The following is an 18175-nucleotide window of genomic DNA, read 5'->3' as shown; positions in this document are numbered from 1 at the left end:
GCCGTCGAGGCAGTGGGGGAGGGTGGGTGCATTCGTGCTCATTGCTCCCCAGGTGTGGGGCGAACAGGTTCCTCACCGGTCCGTATCCGACAGTTCGACAACCGAGGTGACGTAGGCGTGGCTCTTCCGCCCCTTACCCCTGAACAGCGCGCAGCCGCGCTCGAAAAGGCCGCCGCGGCTCGCCGGGAGCGGGCCGAGGTCAAGAATCGACTCAAGCACTCCGGCGCCTCCCTCCACGAGGTCATCAAGCAGGGCCAGGAGAACGACGTCATCGGCAAGATGAAGGTCTCCGCCCTCCTGGAGTCGCTCCCCGGCGTGGGCAAGGTCCGCGCCAAGCAGATCATGGAGCGCCTCGGCATCTCCGAGAGCCGTCGTGTGCGCGGCCTCGGCTCCAACCAGATCGCGTCCCTGGAGCGTGAGTTCGGCGGCACCGCCGCCTGACGGTCTCAGGCACTCCTGAGAACCTGGATAATCGCTGCATGGCTGCAACATCCCGGGGGGCGACCCCCGTACCCCCGGATTCACGTCCGCGACTGACCGTGCTCTCCGGCCCCTCGGGGGTCGGCAAGAGCACGGTCGTCGCTCATATGCGCAAGGAACACCCCGAGGTCTGGCTCTCGGTGTCCGCCACGACCCGCAAGCCGCGCCCCGGTGAGCAGCACGGCGTCCAGTACTTCTTCGTCACCGACGAGGAGATGGACAAGCTGATCGCCAATGGCGAGCTGCTCGAGTGGGCCGAGTTCGCGGGCAACCGCTACGGCACCCCCCGGGCCGCCGTGCTCGAACGCCTCGAGGCCGGCGAGCCCGTGCTCCTGGAGATCGACCTGCAGGGCGCCCGCCTCGTACGCGAGTCGATGCCCGAGGCCCAGCTGGTCTTCCTCGCACCGCCCAGCTGGGAAGAGCTGGTCCGCCGGCTCACCGGCCGGGGCACGGAGGCCCCCGAGGTCATCGAACGGAGGCTGGAGGCCGCGCGAGTGGAGCTCGCCGCCGAGTCCGAGTTCGATACGACCCTTGTCAATACCTCCGTCAAGGACGTGGCGCGTGAGCTGCTAGCCTTGATGAACGTTGTCTGATCTTTTTCCATTCTTCGGAAGGTAGAGCGTGTCCTCTTCCATCACCGCGCCCGAGGGCATCATCAACCCGCCGATCGATGAGCTCCTTGAAGCCACCGACTCGAAGTACAGCCTCGTGATCTACGCCGCCAAGCGCGCGCGCCAGATCAACGCGTACTACTCGCAGCTCGGCGAGGGCCTCCTCGAGTACGTCGGTCCGCTGGTGGACACCCACGTCCACGAGAAGCCGCTCTCGATCGCCCTGCGCGAGATCAACGCGGGTCTGCTGACCTCCGAGGCCATCGAGGGCCCGGCTCAGTAAGCGCGATTCTCAGGCGCAGTTTTCTTCACCACAGGCCCGGCAGCGCGACTGCCGGGCCTGTGGTGTGTCATGGGGTACGAACCGGATCGTGAATGGGGAGTGGGCAGTGGACAAGCCGAAGGTCGTCCTGGGGGTCAGCGGAGGCATCGCCGCGTACAAGGCCTGTGAGCTGCTGCGCCGGCTCACCGAGTCCGGCCACGACGTACGGGTCGTGCCGACCGGCTCCGCGCTGCACTTCGTCGGCGCCGCCACCTGGTCCGCGCTCTCCGGCAACCCCGTCTCCACCGAGGTCTGGTCCGACGTCCACGAGGTCCCGCACGTCCGCATCGGGCAGCACGCCGACCTCGTCGTCGTCGCCCCCGCCACCGCGGACATGCTCGCCAAGGCCGCCCACGGGCTCGCCGACGACCTGCTCACCAACACCCTGCTCACCGCCCGCTGTCCGGTCGTCTTCGCGCCCGCCATGCACACCGAGATGTGGGAGCACCCGGCCACGCAGGAGAACGTCGAGACGCTGCGCCGCCGCGGCGCCGTCGTCATCGAGCCCGCTGTCGGCCGCCTCACCGGAGTCGACACCGGCAAGGGCCGCCTCCCCGAACCCGGCGAGATCTACGAGGTCTGCCGTCGGGTCCTCGCCCGCGGCGCCGCCGAGCCCGACCTGCGCGGCCGCCACGTCGTCGTCAGCGCCGGCGGCACCCGCGAACCCCTCGACCCCGTCCGCTACCTGGGCAACCGCTCCTCCGGCAAGCAGGGGTACGCCCTCGCCCGCACCGCGGCCGCGCGCGGGGCCCGGGTCACGCTGATCGCCGCCAACGCCACGCTGCCCGACCCGGCCGGGGTCGACGTCGTGCACGTCGGCACCGCCGTACAGCTGCGCGAAGCCGTGCTCAAGGCGGCGTCCGAGGCCGACGCCGTGGTGATGGCCGCGGCCGTGGCCGACTTCCGGCCCGCGACGTACGCCGCCGGGAAGATCAAGAAGAAGGACGGGCAGGAGCCCGAGCCGATCACGCTCGTGCGCAATCCGGACATCCTCGCCGAGATCGCCGGCGACCGGCCGCGCCCGGGACAGGTCGTCGTGGGCTTCGCCGCCGAGACCGACGACGTGCTCGCCAACGGCCGGGCCAAGCTGGAGCGCAAGGGCTGCGACCTGCTCGTCGTCAACGAGGTCGGCGAGGCCAAGACCTTCGGCGCCGAGGAGAACGAAGCCGTCGTCCTGGGCGCCGACGGCAGCGAGACCCACGTGCCGCACGGCCCGAAGGAAGCCCTCGCCGACACGGTCTGGGACCTCGTGGTCCCAAGGTTCACGTGATCGACAGGAGAATGTCAGATTCGCTCGACCGGGGGCCGCAAACCCCGGGATTTCGGTCACAGGCCCCCTGGTGGAGGCCTATCGTCGTACCGCAGAATGCAGTGCCGCAGGTCACTGGACTCCCACTAAGCGAGACGCGTGGTCCAGTGACCGGGGGCGACCGATAAACTGGTGGCGGACCACCGCCGGGCGCAGCTCCCGGCAGGTCCGTCAATGATCAGCCAGCAGCCGCTGCAACCCCAGGGAGCGTTGTGTCCCGTCGTCTGTTCACCTCGGAGTCTGTGACCGAGGGTCACCCCGACAAGATCGCTGACCAGATCAGCGACACCATTCTCGACGCGCTTCTGCGCGAGGACCCGACGTCCCGCGTCGCCGTGGAGACGTTGATCACCACCGGCCTGGTGCACGTGGCCGGCGAGGTCACCACCAAGGCGTACGCGCCGATCGCGCAGCTGGTCCGCGAGAAGATCCTCGAGATCGGCTACGACTCGTCCAAGAAGGGCTTCGACGGCGCCTCCTGCGGCGTCTCGGTCTCCATCGGCGCGCAGTCCCCGGACATCGCGCAGGGCGTCGACACCGCGTACGAGAAGCGGGTCGAGGGCGATGAGGACGAGCTCGACAAGCAGGGCGCGGGCGACCAGGGGCTGATGTTCGGGTACGCCTCGGACGAGACCCCCGAGCTGATGCCGCTCCCGATCCACCTGGCGCACCGCCTGTCGAAGCGCCTCTCCGAGGTCCGCAAGAACGGCACCATCCCGTACCTGCGCCCCGACGGAAAGACCCAGGTCACCATCGAGTACGACGGCGAGAAGGCCGTCCGCCTCGACACCGTCGTCGTCTCCTCGCAGCACGCCAGCGACATCGACCTGGACTCGCTGCTCGCGCCCGACATCCGCGAGTTCGTCGTCGAGCCCGAGCTGAAGGCGCTCGTCGAGGACGGCATCAAGCTGGACACCGACGGGTACCGCCTCCTGGTCAACCCCACCGGCCGCTTCGAGATCGGCGGCCCGATGGGCGACGCCGGCCTCACCGGCCGCAAGATCATCATCGACACGTACGGCGGCATGGCCCGCCACGGCGGCGGCGCCTTCTCCGGCAAGGACCCGTCCAAGGTCGACCGCTCCGCCGCGTACGCGATGCGCTGGGTCGCCAAGAACGTCGTCGCCGCGGGCCTCGCCTCCCGCTGCGAGGTCCAGGTCGCGTACGCGATCGGCAAGGCCGAGCCCGTCGGCCTCTTCGTGGAGACCTTCGGCACCGCCACGGTCGACGTGGAGAAGATCGAGCAGGCCATCCAGGCGGTCTTCGACCTCCGCCCGGCCGCGATCATCCGCGACCTCGACCTGCTCCGCCCGATCTACGCCCAGACCGCGGCGTACGGCCACTTCGGCCGCGAGCTCCCGGACTTCACCTGGGAGAAGACGGACCGCGTGGAGGCGCTGCGGAAGGCTGTGGGGCTGTAAGTCCCAACGGTCGCCGGGACACGTCCCGGACCTTCACAGGGATTTGAGCCCGGCTCCCCTCCTTCCCGAGGGGAGCCGGGCTCTTCCTGTGCCGGGCGGCAGCCAAAGGTGGGCGGAGTGTTCCCGATGGCCGGGGTCAGTGGCCGAACTCTTCGTCCTCGTCGCGCATGTCCTCCGGAGGCTCCGGGGCGTCCGCGTCTTGCGGCGGCGCGAAGTCGTCGACCTGCCTCAGCAGGGCATCCCTGATCTCGTCCAGGCCTGCGGCCTCCGCGGCCTTGGCCATGCGCTCGATGAAGAGCAGCCGCCGCGGATCGTCCTCGTCGAGCCCGCAGTTGCCGACGACGAAGTCGGCGTACTCATGGGGCGACCGAGGAGCCGAAGGCCAGGACGTGGACTCCTCGCCTGCGGTTTGGGGCTCCGATGCGGCCAGGCCGGGGACGAAGCGGTGAAAGCCCTGTGGCACGGGCTGGTCGTTGGCGGCGGAGGAGAGTTCGGCAAGGAGGCCGATGTCCGCGACCGTCTTGTCGACCTTCTCCTCGTTCTTCGCGAGCCACCACACGACGGCGCTGCCCGGCGTCCTCAGCACGTCGTCGCCCAAGTACGCGCGCTTGCTCTGCTCCCATTTGCGCTCGTGCTCCCACACGGCTTCGTTCTTGCGGACGGTCGCCAGCTTCTCCAGACGCTCCCGGTCCGGCTCGCTGAGGCTGAGCTGCACGCGCTCCGCCATGGCCGCGACTCGGCAGCTCTCGTCCAGCTGCATGGTCGCCAGCTCTCCGTTGAGCCGGTGCTGGACCAGAGAACTCCGGTGCGGGGACTCCTGCTGAGTGATCCTGCGAGCCCGTTCCAGGACTGCGTCGACTGCCAGGCCGCCCGCGTTGATGCCGGGGGCGTCGTCGGAGGCGTCCTGGGGGATCCAGCGCACGGTCGCCGTGAACTGGAAGTCGTAGTCCTCCGAGATGCTCGGCAACGACACGTTCCTGATCACGCACTCCCATCGCTCCACCGGTGGCAGCGGGGCCTCGGGTTCGAGCTGATGCTCGTACGGGATGAGCGGTGGCTTCTGGCGGAACAGCGCGAGGGCGACGGCCGTGCCAACGGCCAGCAGACCGAATGCCGCAGGCCAGGACCACAGCGGCCACTCGACGCACAGCCCGACGATCACGATCAGCAGAGCGAAGAGGACGGCGACGAACCCCGTCATGATCTTGTGCCCGGAACGCATGGGGACTCCTGAAGAGCGTTGAGTAGGGGAGAGGAAGAAAGCGGTGGTCAGTCCGAGGGGACGCCCTGGGCGGCGTTGATCCTGCGCAGCACGGATTCGGCCACGACATGTCCGCGAGCGAGGTGATGGAGCAGGCCGCAGGCCTTGGGGCGGCCTCGGCAGGCGTCGACCAGCATGTCCACGTACTGGGCACGGCGGTGCGGAGGCGAGGTGTCGGCGGTCGAGAGCCAGACCTCGGCGTGGTCGCGCCACTGTGGCGGGGGCACTCGGTCGAAGAGGGTCTCCCAGCACTCGGTGAGGTTCTCGCGTACGGTCCGGTCGTCCAGCAGAGAGCGTGGGCGGTCACGCGCGTCCGCGAGTGCGTCGGGTGTGGACAGGGCGAGGAAGAGGCGGGTGTCCGAGGAGAAGCAGTACTTCGGCAGACCCTCGGCGAGGCGGTTCAGCATGAAGCGGTGCAGATGGTGGGTCGACGTGGCGCGGTCGAGCAGCTCGGTCTCCGCTGCGTGGCCCCTGGGCTGTCGCCTCGTCAGATGATGCAGGCGGACCAGGGCCTGCTCGGGGTAGCGCTGGGCGAAAGGCCCTTTGCACACCTCGAGGAGGACTTGGGCGAGGCCCGGCTCGAGTCTGCTGGTGGCCCACTGGTAAAGCTCCGAGCGGAAGGTGCGGCCCATCTCCGGATGGAGCGCCCCGTACGTCACCGCCTGGGCGGCCGCGGCTGTCACGGGTGCCCCGTTCTGGGCCACCCAGGAGCGGACGTGCGCGAAGAGGTCCTCGGCCCGGCTGATACGAAGGGTCTGCTCGGCGAACCGGCCTGCGAGGTCACAGCGGTCCTCCTCCGACAGCGTCCTCAGCGTGAGGGCCTTGCCGACCCAGTTCCCCAACTGGTCTCGCAGACCAGGCATGTTGTTCCAGAAGTGGGTGCGGACGGCGAGGGCCTTCCCCGAGTCGGGCAGTGCGACCCGGCCGTGTTCGTCCGGAGTTGCCGCTATCTCGCCGAAGCGTTCTGACAGGTCCTCGCGCTCCAGCAAGGGGCGCTCGTCCGGCGGGAACTCGACGGTTTCCAGGAGGGATTCGCACGCCTCGTACACCGCGTCCGTGCGGGAGCCGTCCAGCATGGCAAGGGTCAGCAAGAGTGCCCTGGCTCTGCCGTCGGTGAGGCGCAGGATCTCCTGTGCCACTTGGACGGGCTGCCGAACAAACGGCTCCACCGCCGACTTGCACCAGGCGTCGACCGATTCGTTCGGCCTCTCCTTGCGGACCGTCACGATCTGGAGGGCCAGTGCGCCGACCTGGTGCATGGGTGGCGTGGTGCGAAGAAATGCCGTTACGGGGTCGGGGAGCGGCGAGGAGAGTTGGAGAGGAGGAGCGGCCTTTCGCAGCGCATGACGCAGAGCCTTTTCGGCATCCGGGCGCTTCAGCCCTGCCAGGTGCAGGGCCAACGCGCCGTGGATTCCGAGATCACCTGCTTCCTGGTACGGCAGGACGGCGGCCAAGCGGCAGCCCTTCTCGCGTACGACCGCGTGGTAGCCGGCGAGCATGTCGCGGATCCTCGGCCATCTGTCAGGTGTGAGAGTCGACAGGTCGAGAAGGAGACCCTCGCCCTGTTCGATCTGCTGAGCGTCGAGGAACAGCCGGCCACGATCGTCCTCCGGCAGCACCTCGCGAAGGCTGCGGCGCAAGGTGCGGTACTCGAAGAGCAGCATGCGCGCCGCCGCGTTCCGGCCGACACCGGGAGTTCCCTGGAGGAGGACGGTGTGCGTGTTCGCCAGCGTCTCCCTGGCCCGGTCCAGGCCCTCGGGTGGCACGAAGCGCTGATGCAGCCACAGCAAGTGGTCTTCTGCGAGGGGCTGGACGTTCTGCTCTCGCGACCTGCGGGTCTGCCCGTAGTAGTAGTGATTGTTCTGCGTTCCACTGCCCGTGTGGGCGGTGATGTGGTCAGAGGCGAGGCTCTGGTTGAAAGTGTCACTCACGACCGGGCGTCCCCGTTTCCCCGACCGTTCTCGGTGCGGTGGTTGACGGCACGGTTGTGCGACCCGGCCACGAACGTGCCCCCGTCGACCGTGAACCGGGTGGAGTCGTTGTGGTGGTGCACGTGTTGGTCGCCCTTGCCGGTGTGGAACTGGCCACCGCTGTTGCCCTTGATGACCGTGCCGATGTCACCGCTGAAGTCCCGCCCCTGGACAAGGGTTTCGCTGCTGCCTCCGCTGACTGAGTTGTGCGTGCCTCCACTCTCGGCAGGCACCGGGGGAGTGCTCAGGTCCACCAGGTCCGGTACCAGATCGAGCAGGGCGTCGCCGATCGCGGCCAGGTCCTTCACGGCGGTGTACGGGGCGTACGAGAGGGCTTGATGGCGGGAGAGCCAGGTGAGCTCCGAGGGGAGTTCGGAGCCGTCGAGGAACCGGCCCGCTGCAGCGTCGATGACTGGCACGATGTCGAGCCCCAGCTCCTGGGCCTCGAGGATCTCCCGCCGGACCCAGTCGTCGCTCTCGAGCAGCCGCGGCGAACCGCCCCAGTCCGGTCCGATCACGACCAGCAGGACGCTGCTGCGGCGGAGTTCGCGCAGGAGCGCCTGAGGGTAGGCCGTTCCGGGCCTGAGGGAGCGCCCGTCGCGGAAGACCGCGTCCGGGCCGAATCGGCGCCGTAGGTTCTCGTCCAGGGCCGCTGCCATGTGGTCGCCGTTGCCGGAGCGGTAGTTGATGAAGATTTTGGGCATGGCGAAATGTCCCTTCGGTGGTGGGGTGTTCGGCTCTCCGCCGCCTCAGTGACCGGGCGCGGTGGTCCGGAAGTGGTTCAGCGGACGGGCGCCGGGTGCAGCGCCGCGGTGAGATCGGGCGAGACGTCGACGACGCTCGGGTGCTTGCGGTAGCGGGTGAGCGTGCGGGACAGGCGCCTCAGGTCCAGGCGGATCGTCGCCGAGTCCACCGCCTGGACGGCCGGGAGCAGTGGGCGGACCACCGCACAAGCGTGCTCGATCTCGCCCGCAGCCGCGTGGGCCAGTGCCCGCCGGACCCCGTAGCGGGCCTGGTTGCGCAAGGCGTGCGCCGGCAGGTCGGCACAGGCCTTCTCCAGGAGTGCGGCCGCCTCACGCGGCCTGCCCAGGTCGAGCAGGCACCACCCGGTGATCATCGTGGCAGGGTCCCGCAGATTCGTGGTGCCGAGCACCGGAACGGTCGGGTCCGGACAGTCCTGTTGCAGGAGCTCCCGGGAAGCGTCGAGGCGGCGCATGCACGCACTGTGGTCTCCCCGAAGCGCGTGTCCCTGGGCCAGGTGCTGGGCGGCCAGGCCACGGATGCGGGGTGGCAGTCGCCGGTTCACCGCTCCCTCGGCGAGGGTGATCGTGTCTGTGGCGTCGCCCCGGTAGTAGCTGATGAGGGCGCGACGGACGAGTGCGTAAGCCGCGAGGTCGCGGTCTCCGGCGGCTGCCGCGATGTGCACCGCGTGCTCGGTCAGGCGGACCGCAGCCTCGTCGTCGCCGCTCTCCTGTGCCATCCAGCCGGCGAATTCGGCGTAGCGCGCGGACAGGTTCAGCAAGGCGTTAGCGGTCCGTTCCCCGCAGTGTTCGGTGAGCCTGCCCAGGGACCGTGCTTGTTCGGTGAGTACGGGCACGACGGCGCCGGGCGGCGACAGCTGGCCGAGGCGGCGGTGCTGGCCGAAGAGGGCACGTGAGGTCTCCAGGAGGCCTGCCCCCATGTCACCGCGTGCTTCGGCCGGGCTGCTCGTCGCTCCGGTCGCCGTGAGCGTGGTCGCCGTGCCGGCTGCCATCAGCTGGCGACGGGTCGGCCCCCTCGTCTTCGTATGCTCGTGTGCAGGAGTGCCGCGCATCCCAACTCCTGAGTCTTGGTACGGGGCGGACAGGGAGTGTGGGCCCGACGTATGCGGGACCAGTGCGGCGAGGGAGCCTTCGGCGTCGAGGGCGCTGTCACAGAGGCGAGCGAATTCGACGGTGGCTTGCTTCTGACCGGTCTCGACCTTGCTGATCTGTCCCTTGCTGTAGTGCACCGATGCTGCGAACTGCGTCAGCGTGAGACCGGCCGCCATCCGAAGGCGACGCAGCTCTGCGCCGAAGACTCGTCGTTGCTCCTGCACACGTCCCCCTGATTCAGACACCGCCGGGCCGTAACCTGTCCGTCGTCGTCGCAGCCAGAGTCGGCTCAGTGACAGGGGTCGGACAAGGCGATCAGCGGAGTTTCCCGTTTCCAGTTCTGTATCCGATGCGCTGCCTACGGCCATGCGCTGCCGTAGCACGCGCGGCCGAAACAGATAGGGAATTGGCTTGTCGAGCCTGCTTGCGGAGTAGTGCGACAAGCGTCTGCTCAGGGCCCTCGGCCGGGCTGCAGCGGTGTGGCCGAGAGGCCGGCGGCGGAGTGGCCGGGCCGCTGTCGTGGGGGAGCTCGAACGGCTCGGGTGTCAGTGTCGTCTGATAGGAATTTGGCTGTGAGCAGCCGGGATGAGTCGGGGCAGGGCGGCGCGGAGGACGCGGCGCCCGAGCAGCTCGCGCTCATTCGGGAGAGCGTGCGCAAGGCCAAGGTGCCGCGGGCCAAGCCGCGGACGTGGCGGGGGGCCGCGCTCGCCAAGGAGCTGCCGGTCGCGCGTGTGCTCGTGGACAAGGGCGTGCTGCACCTCGACCGGTACTTCGACTACGCCGTGCCCCAGGAGCTGGACGCCGACGCGCAGCCCGGCGTGCGGGTGCGGGTGCGGTTCGGGGCCGGGCGGGGGTCCGTACACGGGGGGCGCCGGGAGGGCGGCGGGCTCATCAGCGGGTTCGTCGTGGCGCGGCTCGCCGAGTCGGACTACGCGGGTCCGCTCGCCGCGCTCGCCCAAGTGGTGTCTCCCGAGCGGGTGTTGAGCCCCGAGCTGCTCGGCCTCGCGCGGGCGGTGGCCGACCGGTACGCGGGGAGCCTCGCCGATGTGCTGCAGCTCGCCGTCCCGCCGCGCAACGCCAGAGCCGAGCAGAAGCCCTCGCCGGAGCCCTTGCCCCCGCCGCCCCGCCCGGAGCCGGGCACCTGGGTGCGGTACGGGAGGGGGCCCGCCTTCCTGCAGGCCCTGGCCGACGGGGAAGCGCCGCGAGCCGTGTGGAACGCGCTGCCCGGAGCCGAGTGGGCCGAGGAGCTGGCGCGCGCCGTCGCCGCCACGCTGGCCTCGGGGCGCGGCGCTCTCGTCGTCGTACCGGACGGGCGGGTGGCCGCGCGGGTCGACGGCGCGCTGACGGCGCTGCTCGGCCCCGGGCGGCACGCCCTGTTGACCGCGGACGCCGGGCCGGAGAAGCGGTACCGCGAGTGGCTGGCCGTGCGGCGCGGATCCGTGCGCGCCGTGGTCGGCACGCGCGCGGCGATGTTCGCGCCGGTGCAGGACCTCGGCCTGGTCGCCATCTGGGACGACGGGGACGGCAGCCACAGCGAGCAGCACGCCCCGCTGCCGCACGCGCGGGATGTGCTTCTGTTGCGTGCCGCGCACGAGAAGTGCGGCTTCCTCCTTGGCAGTTGGAGCTGCACGGTCGAGGCCGCGCAGCTCGTCGAGAGCGGCTGGGCGCTGCCCCTCGCCGCCGACCGCGAGCAGGTGCGGGCCACGGCCCCCCTGGTGCGGACGGTGGGGGACGGGGACCTGGCGCGGGACGAGGCCGCGCGCGCCGCCCGGCTGCCCACGCTCGCCTGGCAGGCCGTGCGGGAGGGGCTGAAGCACGGGCCGGTGCTCGTGCAGGTGCCGAGACGTGGATACGTACCGCGGCTCGCCTGTGAGAGATGCCGTGAGCCCGCCCGCTGCCGGCACTGCGCGGGGCCGCTCGAGGCGCAGGACGCCGGGCCGTTGCACTGCGCCTGGTGCGGACAGGACGAGGGCGACTGGCACTGCGGGGCCTGCGGCGGCTTCCGGCTGCGCGCACAGATCGTGGGCGCGCGGCGTACGGCGGAGGAGCTGGGGCGGGCCTTCCCCGCGGTGCCGGTGCGGACCTCGGGGCGGGACCAGGTGCTCGACACGGTGCCGGACGCGCCCGCCCTCGTGGTGTCCACGCCGGGCGCCGAGCCGGTCGCGGACGGCGGTTACGCGGCGGCGTTGCTGCTCGACGGCTGGGCCATGCTCGGCCGGCCCGATCTGCGGGCGGGGGAGGAGGCGCTGCGGCGCTGGATCGGGGCGTCCGCGCTCGTACGTCCGCAGGCGGCGGGTGGCACGGTCGTGGTCGTGGCCGAGCCGACGCTGCGGCCCGTGCAGGCCCTGGTGCGCTGGGACCCCACGGGGCACGCGGTGCGCGAGCTGGCCGAGCGGGCCGAGCTGGGCTTTCCCCCGGTGTCGCGGATGGCCGCGGTGTCCGGGCGGCCGGCCGCGGTCGAGGAGTTCCTGCAGGCGGCCCAACTGCCTTCGGACGCCGAGGTGTTGGGGCCGGTGCCGCTGCCCGTGACGGACGCAGGCCGGCCCCGGCGGCCGGGCGGGCCGCCGCCCGGCGAGCAGTGGGAGCGGGCCCTGATCCGCGTTCCGCCCGGCACCGGCGCCGCTCTCGCCGCCGCGTTGAAGACGGCCCAGGCGGCCCGGCTGGCCAAGTCGGGGCGCAGCGAGGCGGATTCGGTTCGGATTCGGGTGGATCCGCCGGATATCGGGTGAGGTGCCGAACCGTCAGCTTCACCCCGTACGCCTGAGGACAGCTTGTGGCGGCAAGTGGCCCTTCCCGTACGAGAGTTGGCGCAGGCAGGGAAATGCCCCCGCCGTGTGCAGGACGGCGGGGGCACGGAAGGGGCGCGAGCCCCTGGCAGCAGCGTCGGCGTGACTGCTGCGCGGGGGCTCGCGCGGACTCAGCCGTTGCGCGGGCCGGGGAACGCTCCGGGGCGTGCCTCTTCGCGCAGGCTGGGGCTGCCGGCGGTCGGCTGCGTCGGCATGGAGCGGGCCGCGGGCACCTGGGGCAGCGGGCCCGACGGCGCCGGGACCTTGCCGGCGGACGTCGACGCGGAGTCCGTCGCGCGCTCCGCCTCGGCCGCCGCCTGGGTGGTGGCGCGCCGCGCGCCGTACCTGCGGTGCACCGCCTGCTTGGTGACGCCGAGCGCCGAACCCACCGCGTCCCAGGAGAAGCCGAGGGAACGGTCGAAGTCCACGGCCGCGGTGACCAGGGTCTCGACGCTGTCCCGCAGCTCCTGGGCGAGACGGACGGTGGGCGCGGGCGCCCGCCCGTACACGACGAAGCCCGTGGAGGGTCCGGACCGGCGCGGACGGTAGACGTTCCCCAACTGGGCGGTGAGGGTGCGCAGCGCGTCCACCTGCCTGCGGACCCGTTCGATGTCCCGCACCAGCAGATGCAGGCTGGCCCGTGCCTGGGCGTCGTGGGTTGCGTGGTCGGCCATGAACAAGCCTCTCGAACCGGCGTTGAAAAGGATCGGGCCGCAGTTGCGGCCCGGGTGATCGACGCGAAGTGGTCAACTCTTTCTTGACCAACGCGCCACCCGTCGATGTGGTCACGGTGCGGGGGCGTATGCGCATATGCGCGGGGCGCGCGGCCGGTCGTACGCCCCTCGGGCGGCGGTCGACACGGTGGAGCGGGGCGGCGTACGCGGAGCGGGCGGGCCTGACCTCGCCGCCGGGCGGGGGGACTTGGGGTGGTCATAGACTGGTGTGCTGCTCGTCATCCACCCCGCCCGAGAGGCAGTCGCCCACCGATGAAGCTGGTCTTCGCAGGCACCCCCGAGGTCGCCGTTCCCGCCCTGGACGCCCTGATCGCCTCCGACCGGCACGAGGTCGCCGCGGTCGTGACCCGCCCCGACGCCCCCGCAGGGCGCGGCCGCCGGCTCGTCGCGAGCCCGGTCGCGCAGCGCGCGGAGGAGGCCGGTATCGAGGTGCTCAAGCCGCGCAAGCCGCGCGACGAGGAGTTCCTCGCGCGGCTGCGGGAGATCGCCCCGGACTGCTGCCCGGTCGTCGCCTACGGGGCGCTGCTGCCGCGCGTCGCGCTCGACGTGCCCGCACAGGGCTGGGTCAACCTGCACTTCTCACTGCTGCCGGCCTGGCGCGGCGCGGCTCCCGTACAGCACTCGATCATGGCGGGGGACGAGATCACCGGCGCGTCCACGTTCCTGATCGAGGAGGGGCTCGACGCGGGTCCGCTCTACGGCACGGTCACCGAGGTCGTCCGGTCCACGGACACCAGCGGGGACCTGCTCACCCGGCTCGCGTTCGCGGGGGCGGGGCTGCTCGCGGCGACGATGGACGGCATCGAGGACGGCACCGTCAAGGCTGTGCCGCAGCCCGCCGACGGCATCACGCACGCGCCGAAGATCACCGTCGAGGACGCGGAGATCGACTGGTCCGCGCCGGCGCTCCGCGTCGACCGGGTGGTGCGTGGCTGCACGCCCGCGCCGGGTGCGTGGACGACGTTCCGCGGCGAGCGGTTGAAGCTGGTGTCCGTGCAGCCGGCGGTGGACCGTACGGATCTGGGGCAGGGGGCGCTGGACGCGGGCAAGAACAATGTGTACGTGGGCACGGGGTCGCACGCCGTCGAGTTGCTGTGGGTGCAGCCGCAGGGCAAGAAGCCGATGCGGGCGGCGGATTGGGCCCGGGGGGTGCGGATCGGCTCTGGCGAGCGGGTGGGGGAGTAGTTCGCGGGCCTGCGGTCCGCACCGGCGTACGGGGCTCGGTCGTTCCTGGGGCCTTCCCCCAGACCCCGCCCCTATCGGCCTGCGGCCTCGCCCTCAAACGCCGGACGGGTTCAGAGCCGTACAGGTGCCCCGAGTCGGCCTCCCGCGCGTCATTTACGCTGGAAACCGCACCCATTCCAGGATCCGGAGCACCTTTTCTCGTGAGCGAACAGCACGGTCGTCGTCCCCGTAAGCCCGCCAAGCCGTATCGGCGTCCGCAGAAGGACCCTGTGCGGATCCTTGCCTTCGAGGCGTTGCGGGCGGTGGACGAGCGGGACGCGTACGCGAACCTCGTGCTGCCGCCGCTGCTGCGCAAGGCGCGGGAGAAGGAGGGGCCGGAGAACTTCGACGGGCGGGACGCGGCGCTCGCGACCGAGCTCGTGTACGGGACGCTGCGCCGGCAGGGCACGTACGACGCGATCATCGCGGCCTGCGTCGACCGGCCGCTGCGTGAGGTCGACCCGCCTGTGCTCGACGTCCTGAGCCTGGGCGCGCACCAGTTGCTCGGCACCCGGATCCCGACGCACGCCGCCGTGTCCGCGAGCGTCGAACTGGCGCGGGTCGTGCTCGGCGACGGGCGGGCGAAGTTCGTCAACGCCGTGCTGCGGAAGATCGCCGCCGAGGATCTCGACGGCTGGCTGGAGCGGGTCGCGCCGCCCTACGACGAGGACCCCGAGGACCACCTGGCCGTCGTGCACTCGCACCCGCGCTGGGTCGTCTCCGCGCTTTGGGACTCGCTCGGCGGCGGCCGCGCCGGGATCGAGGACCTGCTCGACGCCGACAACGAGCGGCCCGAGGTCACCCTGGTCGCCCGGCCCGGCCGGATCACCGCCGACGAGCTGCTCGACGGGCTCGGCGAGGACTCCGCGCTGCCCGGCCGCTGGTCGCCGTACGCGGTGCGGCTCACCGAGGGCGGCGAGCCGGGCGCGCTCGACGCGGTGCGCGAGGGGCGGGCCGGTGTGCAGGACGAGGGCAGCCAGCTGGTGGCCCTCGCGCTCGCCAACGCGCCCCTCGAAGGCTCCGATCAGCGCTGGCTGGACGGCTGCGCCGGGCCCGGCGGGAAGGCCGCGATGCTGGCGGGGCTCGCCTCGCAGCGCGGTGCGACGCTGCTCGCCTCCGAGAAGCAGCCGCACCGGGCCAAGCTGGTCGAGCGTGCGCTCGAGGGCAACCCCGGGCCGTACCAGGTGATCGCCGCCGACGGGACCCGGCCGCCGTGGCTGCCCGGTTCCTTCGACCGCGTGCTCATGGACGTGCCCTGCACCGGTCTCGGCGCGCTCCGCCGCCGCCCGGAGGCTCGCTGGCGCCGTCGGCCCGAGGACCTGGACGGCTTCGCGCCGCTGCAACGGGCCCTGCTCCAGGAGGCGTTGAAGGCGGTACGGGTCGGCGGCGTCGTCGGCTACGCGACCTGCTCGCCGCACCTGGCCGAGACCCGCGCCGTGGTCGACGACGTCCTGAAGCGGCAGGGCGGCGCCGAACTCATCGACGCCCGCCCGCTGTTGCCCGGCGTGCCCGCCCTCGGCGACGGCCCCGACATCCAGCTCTGGCCGCATTTGCACGGCACGGACGCGATGTACCTGGCCCTGCTGCGCCGCACGGCCTAGGGGGTGTCTCTCCGATCTTTGCGGATCAGGCCGCGGCGTCTGGTGCGTGCTCTCGGCGTGCGCCCGGATCTCCCTCGTACTGGACGTACTTGGGTGATTCGGGCGTGCGGCGAGAGTGCGTGCCAGGCGTCGCGGACCCGCAAAGATCGGGGAGACGCCCCCTAGCGGGGGCCCAGCCTCTACTGACCCTGGTAGGGCGGCTGTTGGCCGTACGGGTTCGGGGCCTGCGGGGCCTGCGGGGCCTGCGGGGCCTGCGGGGCCTGCGGGGCCTGCGGGGCCTGCGCGTACGGGTTCGGGTTCGGGTTCGGGCCCGGGACCTGACCGGGGGCCGCCGGGTACTGCTGCGGGTACGGGGGCTGGGGCGGGCCCATGAGCGGGGCGGGCGGCGCCGGCCGGCGGTTGCGCAGGGCGATGACCGCTACCACGGCCGCCCCCACCACGGCCAGAGTCAACAGCACGATCACGATCAGGATGCCCAGCATCCGTACACCACCTCTTCCAGGAACCGGGACCGGTGCCCGTACGGCGTCGTCCGGCCCGCAGCGACCCTACAAGGGAGGCCTCAACTCACCCGCCGCCAGCCTCTCCAGAAGGGCCGATGCACGGTACACCGACAGCAATGCGCGCCGGGCATGGCAGGCTTGGGGCATGGCAGTTCAGATCAATCCCAGCATCCTGTCCGCCGACTTCGCGCGTCTCGCCGAAGAGGCCGAGGCCGTCCGCGGCGCCGACTGGCTCCACGTCGACGTGATGGACAACCACTTCGTGCCGAATCTGACGCTCGGGGTGCCGATCGTGGAGTCCCTGAGCAAGGCGACGAGCACGCCGCTCGACTGCCATCTGATGATCGAGGACCCGGACCGCTGGGCGCCGCAGTACGTGGAGGCCGGGGCCGGGTCCGTGACCTTCCACGCCGAGGCAGCCGCCGCGCCCGTGCGGCTCGCGCGGGAGATCCGGGCCAAGGGCGCCCGCGCCTCCATGGCGCTGAAGCCGGCCACGCCGATCGAGCCGTACGAGGATCTGCTGCCCGAGCTCGACATGCTGCTGATCATGACCGTGGAGCCCGGCTTCGGCGGCCAGGCCTTCCTCGACATCATGCTGCCGAAGATCCGCAGGACCCGTGAGCTGATCTCCAAGCACGGCCTGGAGCTGTGGCTGCAGGTCGACGGCGGCGTCGCGGAGTCGACGATCGAGCGGTGCGCGGAAGCGGGCGCCGATGTGTTCGTGGCCGGCTCCGCCGTCTACGGCAAGGACGACCCGGCCGCCGCCGTGCAGGCCCTGCGCGCCAAGGCCGAGGACGTGACCGCCTCCGCAGCGTGGGCCTGCGCCCACTGAACCGTCACGAGCGACCGCCTCGGCGACCTCCGAGCCACCGGCAGATGAACGGCGACCGGCAGGACTGATCAAGTGTCGCCGCATCTGCAAGGATGAGCGGAAAGCCGATGAGTGAACTTGTGAACGCAGTCGTGTGAAACAACAGCATGTGAGCAGCAGACTGGATACGGCGGCCGCGCCTGACCGGCAGGGCCCGTATCGCAGCAGAGCTTGTGAACAGCAGTGAGGAGAGCGCCGTGACTGGCATGTCAGCGGGGAGGCCGGCCCTGCGGATGGGACCCGCTGAGCTGGTGCAGGCGGCGGCCATGGCCCGCCGCTTCTATCTCGAGGGCAAGTCCAAGATCCAGATCGCGGAGGAGTTCGGCGTCAGCCGCTTCAAGGTCGCGAGGGTCCTGGAGACCGCCCTCGAGAGGGATCTCGTACGGATCGAGATCCGCGTACCCGCCGAGTTGGACGCCGAGCGCTCCGACCGGCTGCGGGCCCGCTATGGCCTGCGCCACGCAGTCGTCGTGGAGTCCCCGGCGCAGGCCGTCGAGGAGTCGCCCGACCCGGAGAACCTCGGCGAGGTCGCCGCCGACCTGCTCGGCGAGCTGGTCACCGAGGGAGATGTGCTCGGCCTCGCCTGGGGCCGGTCCACGATCCACATGGCGGCCGCGCTCAGCAGCCTGCCGCCGTGCACGGTGGTGCAGCTGACCGGTGTGTACGACGCGGGCACCGCCGAGCGCGGCTCCGTCGAGGCCGTCCGGCGGGCCGCCCAGGTCTCCGGCGGCGAGGCGCACCCGATCTACGCGCCGATGCTGCTCCCGGACTCGGCGACCGCGGCCGCGCTGCGCAACCAGACCGGGATCGCCCGCGCCTTCGAGTACTTCGACAAGGTCACCGTCGCCTGCGTCTCGATCGGCTCCTGGGAGCCGGGCATCTCGACCGTGCACGACATGCTCACCGACGAGGAGCGCGCGCACTACGCCTCGCTCGGCGTCGCCGCCGAGATGTCCGCGCACCTCTTCGACGCCGAGGGCCGCCGCGTCGGCCGTGACCTGGGCGAGCGCTGCATCACCGTCGAGGCCGACCGGCTGCGCCGCATCCCCGAGGTCGTGGCCATCGCGGGCGGGCAGCGCAAGGCGGCGGCGATCGACGCGGTGCTGCGTTCCGGCCTTGTGACCAGCCTGGTCACCGACACAGCGGCCGCCGACCAGCTCCTGGAGGCGGGCCCCGCCCCGCGTCCCGCCCTGGACCGGGCCGACCCCGACGGATCCTGACGCCCCGAC

The 18175-nt window shown here is 71.4% G+C and carries 16 protein-coding genes and 1 pseudogene; 10 read left to right on the top strand and 7 right to left on the bottom strand.

From position 1 onward, the window contains the following. Positions 1-117: 117 nt before the first annotated feature. From QIS96_RS22760 to metK, 5 genes are all read left to right on the top strand, one after another. A complete protein-coding gene (locus tag QIS96_RS22760; RefSeq protein WP_031515413.1) occupies positions 118-441 on the top strand; it encodes an integration host factor in 324 nt (107 codons plus the stop codon). Positions 442-479: 38 nt separating this feature from the next. Continuing rightward, positions 480-1073: a guanylate kinase gene (gene gmk / locus QIS96_RS22755; RefSeq protein ID WP_282544549.1), complete on the top strand. Its 594-nt coding sequence runs from the start codon at positions 480-482 to the stop codon at positions 1071-1073. Between the two features lie 28 nt (positions 1074-1101). Continuing rightward, positions 1102-1374: a DNA-directed RNA polymerase subunit omega gene (gene rpoZ / locus QIS96_RS22750; protein WP_005319902.1), complete on the top strand. Its 273-nt coding sequence runs from the start codon at positions 1102-1104 to the stop codon at positions 1372-1374. A gap of 106 nt (positions 1375-1480) precedes the next feature. Continuing rightward, a complete protein-coding gene (coaBC, locus tag QIS96_RS22745; protein ID WP_282544548.1) occupies positions 1481-2683 on the top strand; it encodes a bifunctional phosphopantothenoylcysteine decarboxylase/phosphopantothenate--cysteine ligase CoaBC in 1203 nt (400 codons plus the stop codon). Positions 2684-2934: 251 nt separating this feature from the next. Continuing rightward, the gene (gene metK / locus QIS96_RS22740; RefSeq protein WP_282544547.1) at positions 2935-4143 is read left to right on the top strand and encodes a methionine adenosyltransferase; all 1209 of its coding nucleotides are present in this window, start codon (positions 2935-2937) and stop codon (positions 4141-4143) included. A gap of 136 nt (positions 4144-4279) precedes the next feature. Here metK and QIS96_RS22735 read toward each other — a convergent pair whose 3' ends face one another. The 5 genes and pseudogenes from QIS96_RS22735 to QIS96_RS37755 all read right to left on the bottom strand — a co-directional run. Further along, positions 4280-5365, bottom strand: coding sequence for a hypothetical protein (locus tag QIS96_RS22735; RefSeq protein WP_282544546.1), 1086 nt, complete (start codon positions 5363-5365; stop codon positions 4280-4282). 47 nt (positions 5366-5412) lie between these two features. Next, the gene (locus tag QIS96_RS22730) at positions 5413-7335 is read right to left on the bottom strand and encodes a hypothetical protein (RefSeq protein ID WP_282544545.1); all 1923 of its coding nucleotides are present in this window, start codon (positions 7333-7335) and stop codon (positions 5413-5415) included. After that, positions 7332-8078: a toll/interleukin-1 receptor domain-containing protein gene (locus tag QIS96_RS22725; RefSeq protein WP_282544544.1), complete on the bottom strand. Its 747-nt coding sequence runs from the start codon at positions 8076-8078 to the stop codon at positions 7332-7334. The genes QIS96_RS22730 and QIS96_RS22725 overlap by 4 nt, the downstream gene beginning before the upstream one ends. Positions 8079-8155: 77 nt before the next feature. Next, a complete protein-coding gene (locus tag QIS96_RS22720) occupies positions 8156-9127 on the bottom strand; it encodes a transcriptional regulator (protein WP_349017409.1) in 972 nt (323 codons plus the stop codon). A 135-nt stretch (positions 9128-9262) separates the two neighbouring features. Then, positions 9263-9595 (bottom strand): annotated as a pseudogene (locus QIS96_RS37755) (helix-turn-helix domain-containing protein); the annotation flags it as partial. A gap of 204 nt (positions 9596-9799) precedes the next feature. Between QIS96_RS37755 and QIS96_RS22715 the strand changes: the two are divergent. Next, entirely contained in the window at positions 9800-11956 is a 2157-nt protein-coding gene (locus QIS96_RS22715) for a primosomal protein N' (RefSeq protein ID WP_282544542.1), read from the top strand. Positions 11957-12144: 188 nt separating this feature from the next. Here QIS96_RS22715 and QIS96_RS22710 read toward each other — a convergent pair whose 3' ends face one another. Beyond that, positions 12145-12687, bottom strand: a complete 543-nt coding sequence (locus QIS96_RS22710) for a hypothetical protein (RefSeq protein WP_282544541.1) — start codon at positions 12685-12687, stop codon at positions 12145-12147. 312 nt (positions 12688-12999) lie between these two features. Here QIS96_RS22710 and fmt point away from each other — a divergent pair, with 312 nt between their 5' ends. Together fmt and QIS96_RS22700 are read left to right on the top strand one after the other, a co-directional pair. Further along, the gene (gene fmt, locus QIS96_RS22705) at positions 13000-13932 is read left to right on the top strand and encodes a methionyl-tRNA formyltransferase (protein ID WP_282544540.1); all 933 of its coding nucleotides are present in this window, start codon (positions 13000-13002) and stop codon (positions 13930-13932) included. Between the two features lie 200 nt (positions 13933-14132). Beyond that, the gene (locus tag QIS96_RS22700) at positions 14133-15572 is read left to right on the top strand and encodes an RsmB/NOP family class I SAM-dependent RNA methyltransferase (protein ID WP_282544539.1); all 1440 of its coding nucleotides are present in this window, start codon (positions 14133-14135) and stop codon (positions 15570-15572) included. A gap of 179 nt (positions 15573-15751) precedes the next feature. On the opposite strand, the gene QIS96_RS22695 is transcribed toward QIS96_RS22700, so the two are convergent. Next, entirely contained in the window at positions 15752-16054 is a 303-nt protein-coding gene (locus tag QIS96_RS22695) for a hypothetical protein (RefSeq protein WP_282544538.1), read from the bottom strand. A 166-nt stretch (positions 16055-16220) separates the two neighbouring features. On the opposite strand from QIS96_RS22695, the gene rpe reads away from it, so the two are divergent. Both rpe and QIS96_RS22685 read left to right on the top strand, forming a co-directional pair. Further along, positions 16221-16907, top strand: coding sequence for a ribulose-phosphate 3-epimerase (gene rpe, locus QIS96_RS22690; RefSeq protein ID WP_282544537.1), 687 nt, complete (start codon positions 16221-16223; stop codon positions 16905-16907). 212 nt (positions 16908-17119) lie between these two features. Next, positions 17120-18166, top strand: coding sequence for a sugar-binding transcriptional regulator (locus QIS96_RS22685; protein WP_282544536.1), 1047 nt, complete (start codon positions 17120-17122; stop codon positions 18164-18166). Positions 18167-18175 lie beyond the last annotated feature (9 nt).

The sequence above is a fragment of the Streptomyces cavernicola genome, assembly GCF_029968035.1.
Lineage (GTDB): Bacteria > Actinomycetota > Actinomycetes > Streptomycetales > Streptomycetaceae > Streptomyces > Streptomyces cavernicola.
Note: the sequence above shows the minus strand (reverse complement) of the source record. Positions and strands in the feature narration are given on the sequence as shown.

Excerpts from the sequence above, each read along its gene's own strand:
- QIS96_RS22735 (WP_282544546.1), bottom strand. The coding sequence starts at position 5,365 with ATGCGTTCCGGGCACAAGATCATGACGGGGTTCGTCGCCGTCCTCTTC.
- QIS96_RS22710 (WP_282544541.1), bottom strand. The coding sequence starts at position 12,687 with ATGGCCGACCACGCAACCCACGACGCCCAGGCACGGGCCAGCCTGCAT.
- fmt (WP_282544540.1), top strand. The coding sequence starts at position 13,000 with ATGAAGCTGGTCTTCGCAGGCACCCCCGAGGTCGCCGTTCCCGCCCTG.
- gmk (WP_282544549.1), top strand. The coding sequence starts at position 480 with ATGGCTGCAACATCCCGGGGGGCGACCCCCGTACCCCCGGATTCACGT.
- rpe (WP_282544537.1), top strand. The coding sequence starts at position 16,221 with ATGGCAGTTCAGATCAATCCCAGCATCCTGTCCGCCGACTTCGCGCGT.
- QIS96_RS22720 (WP_349017409.1), bottom strand. The coding sequence starts at position 9,127 with ATGGCAGCCGGCACGGCGACCACGCTCACGGCGACCGGAGCGACGAGC.
- QIS96_RS22725 (WP_282544544.1), bottom strand. The coding sequence starts at position 8,078 with ATGCCCAAAATCTTCATCAACTACCGCTCCGGCAACGGCGACCACATG.
- QIS96_RS22695 (WP_282544538.1), bottom strand. The coding sequence starts at position 16,054 with ATGCTGGGCATCCTGATCGTGATCGTGCTGTTGACTCTGGCCGTGGTG.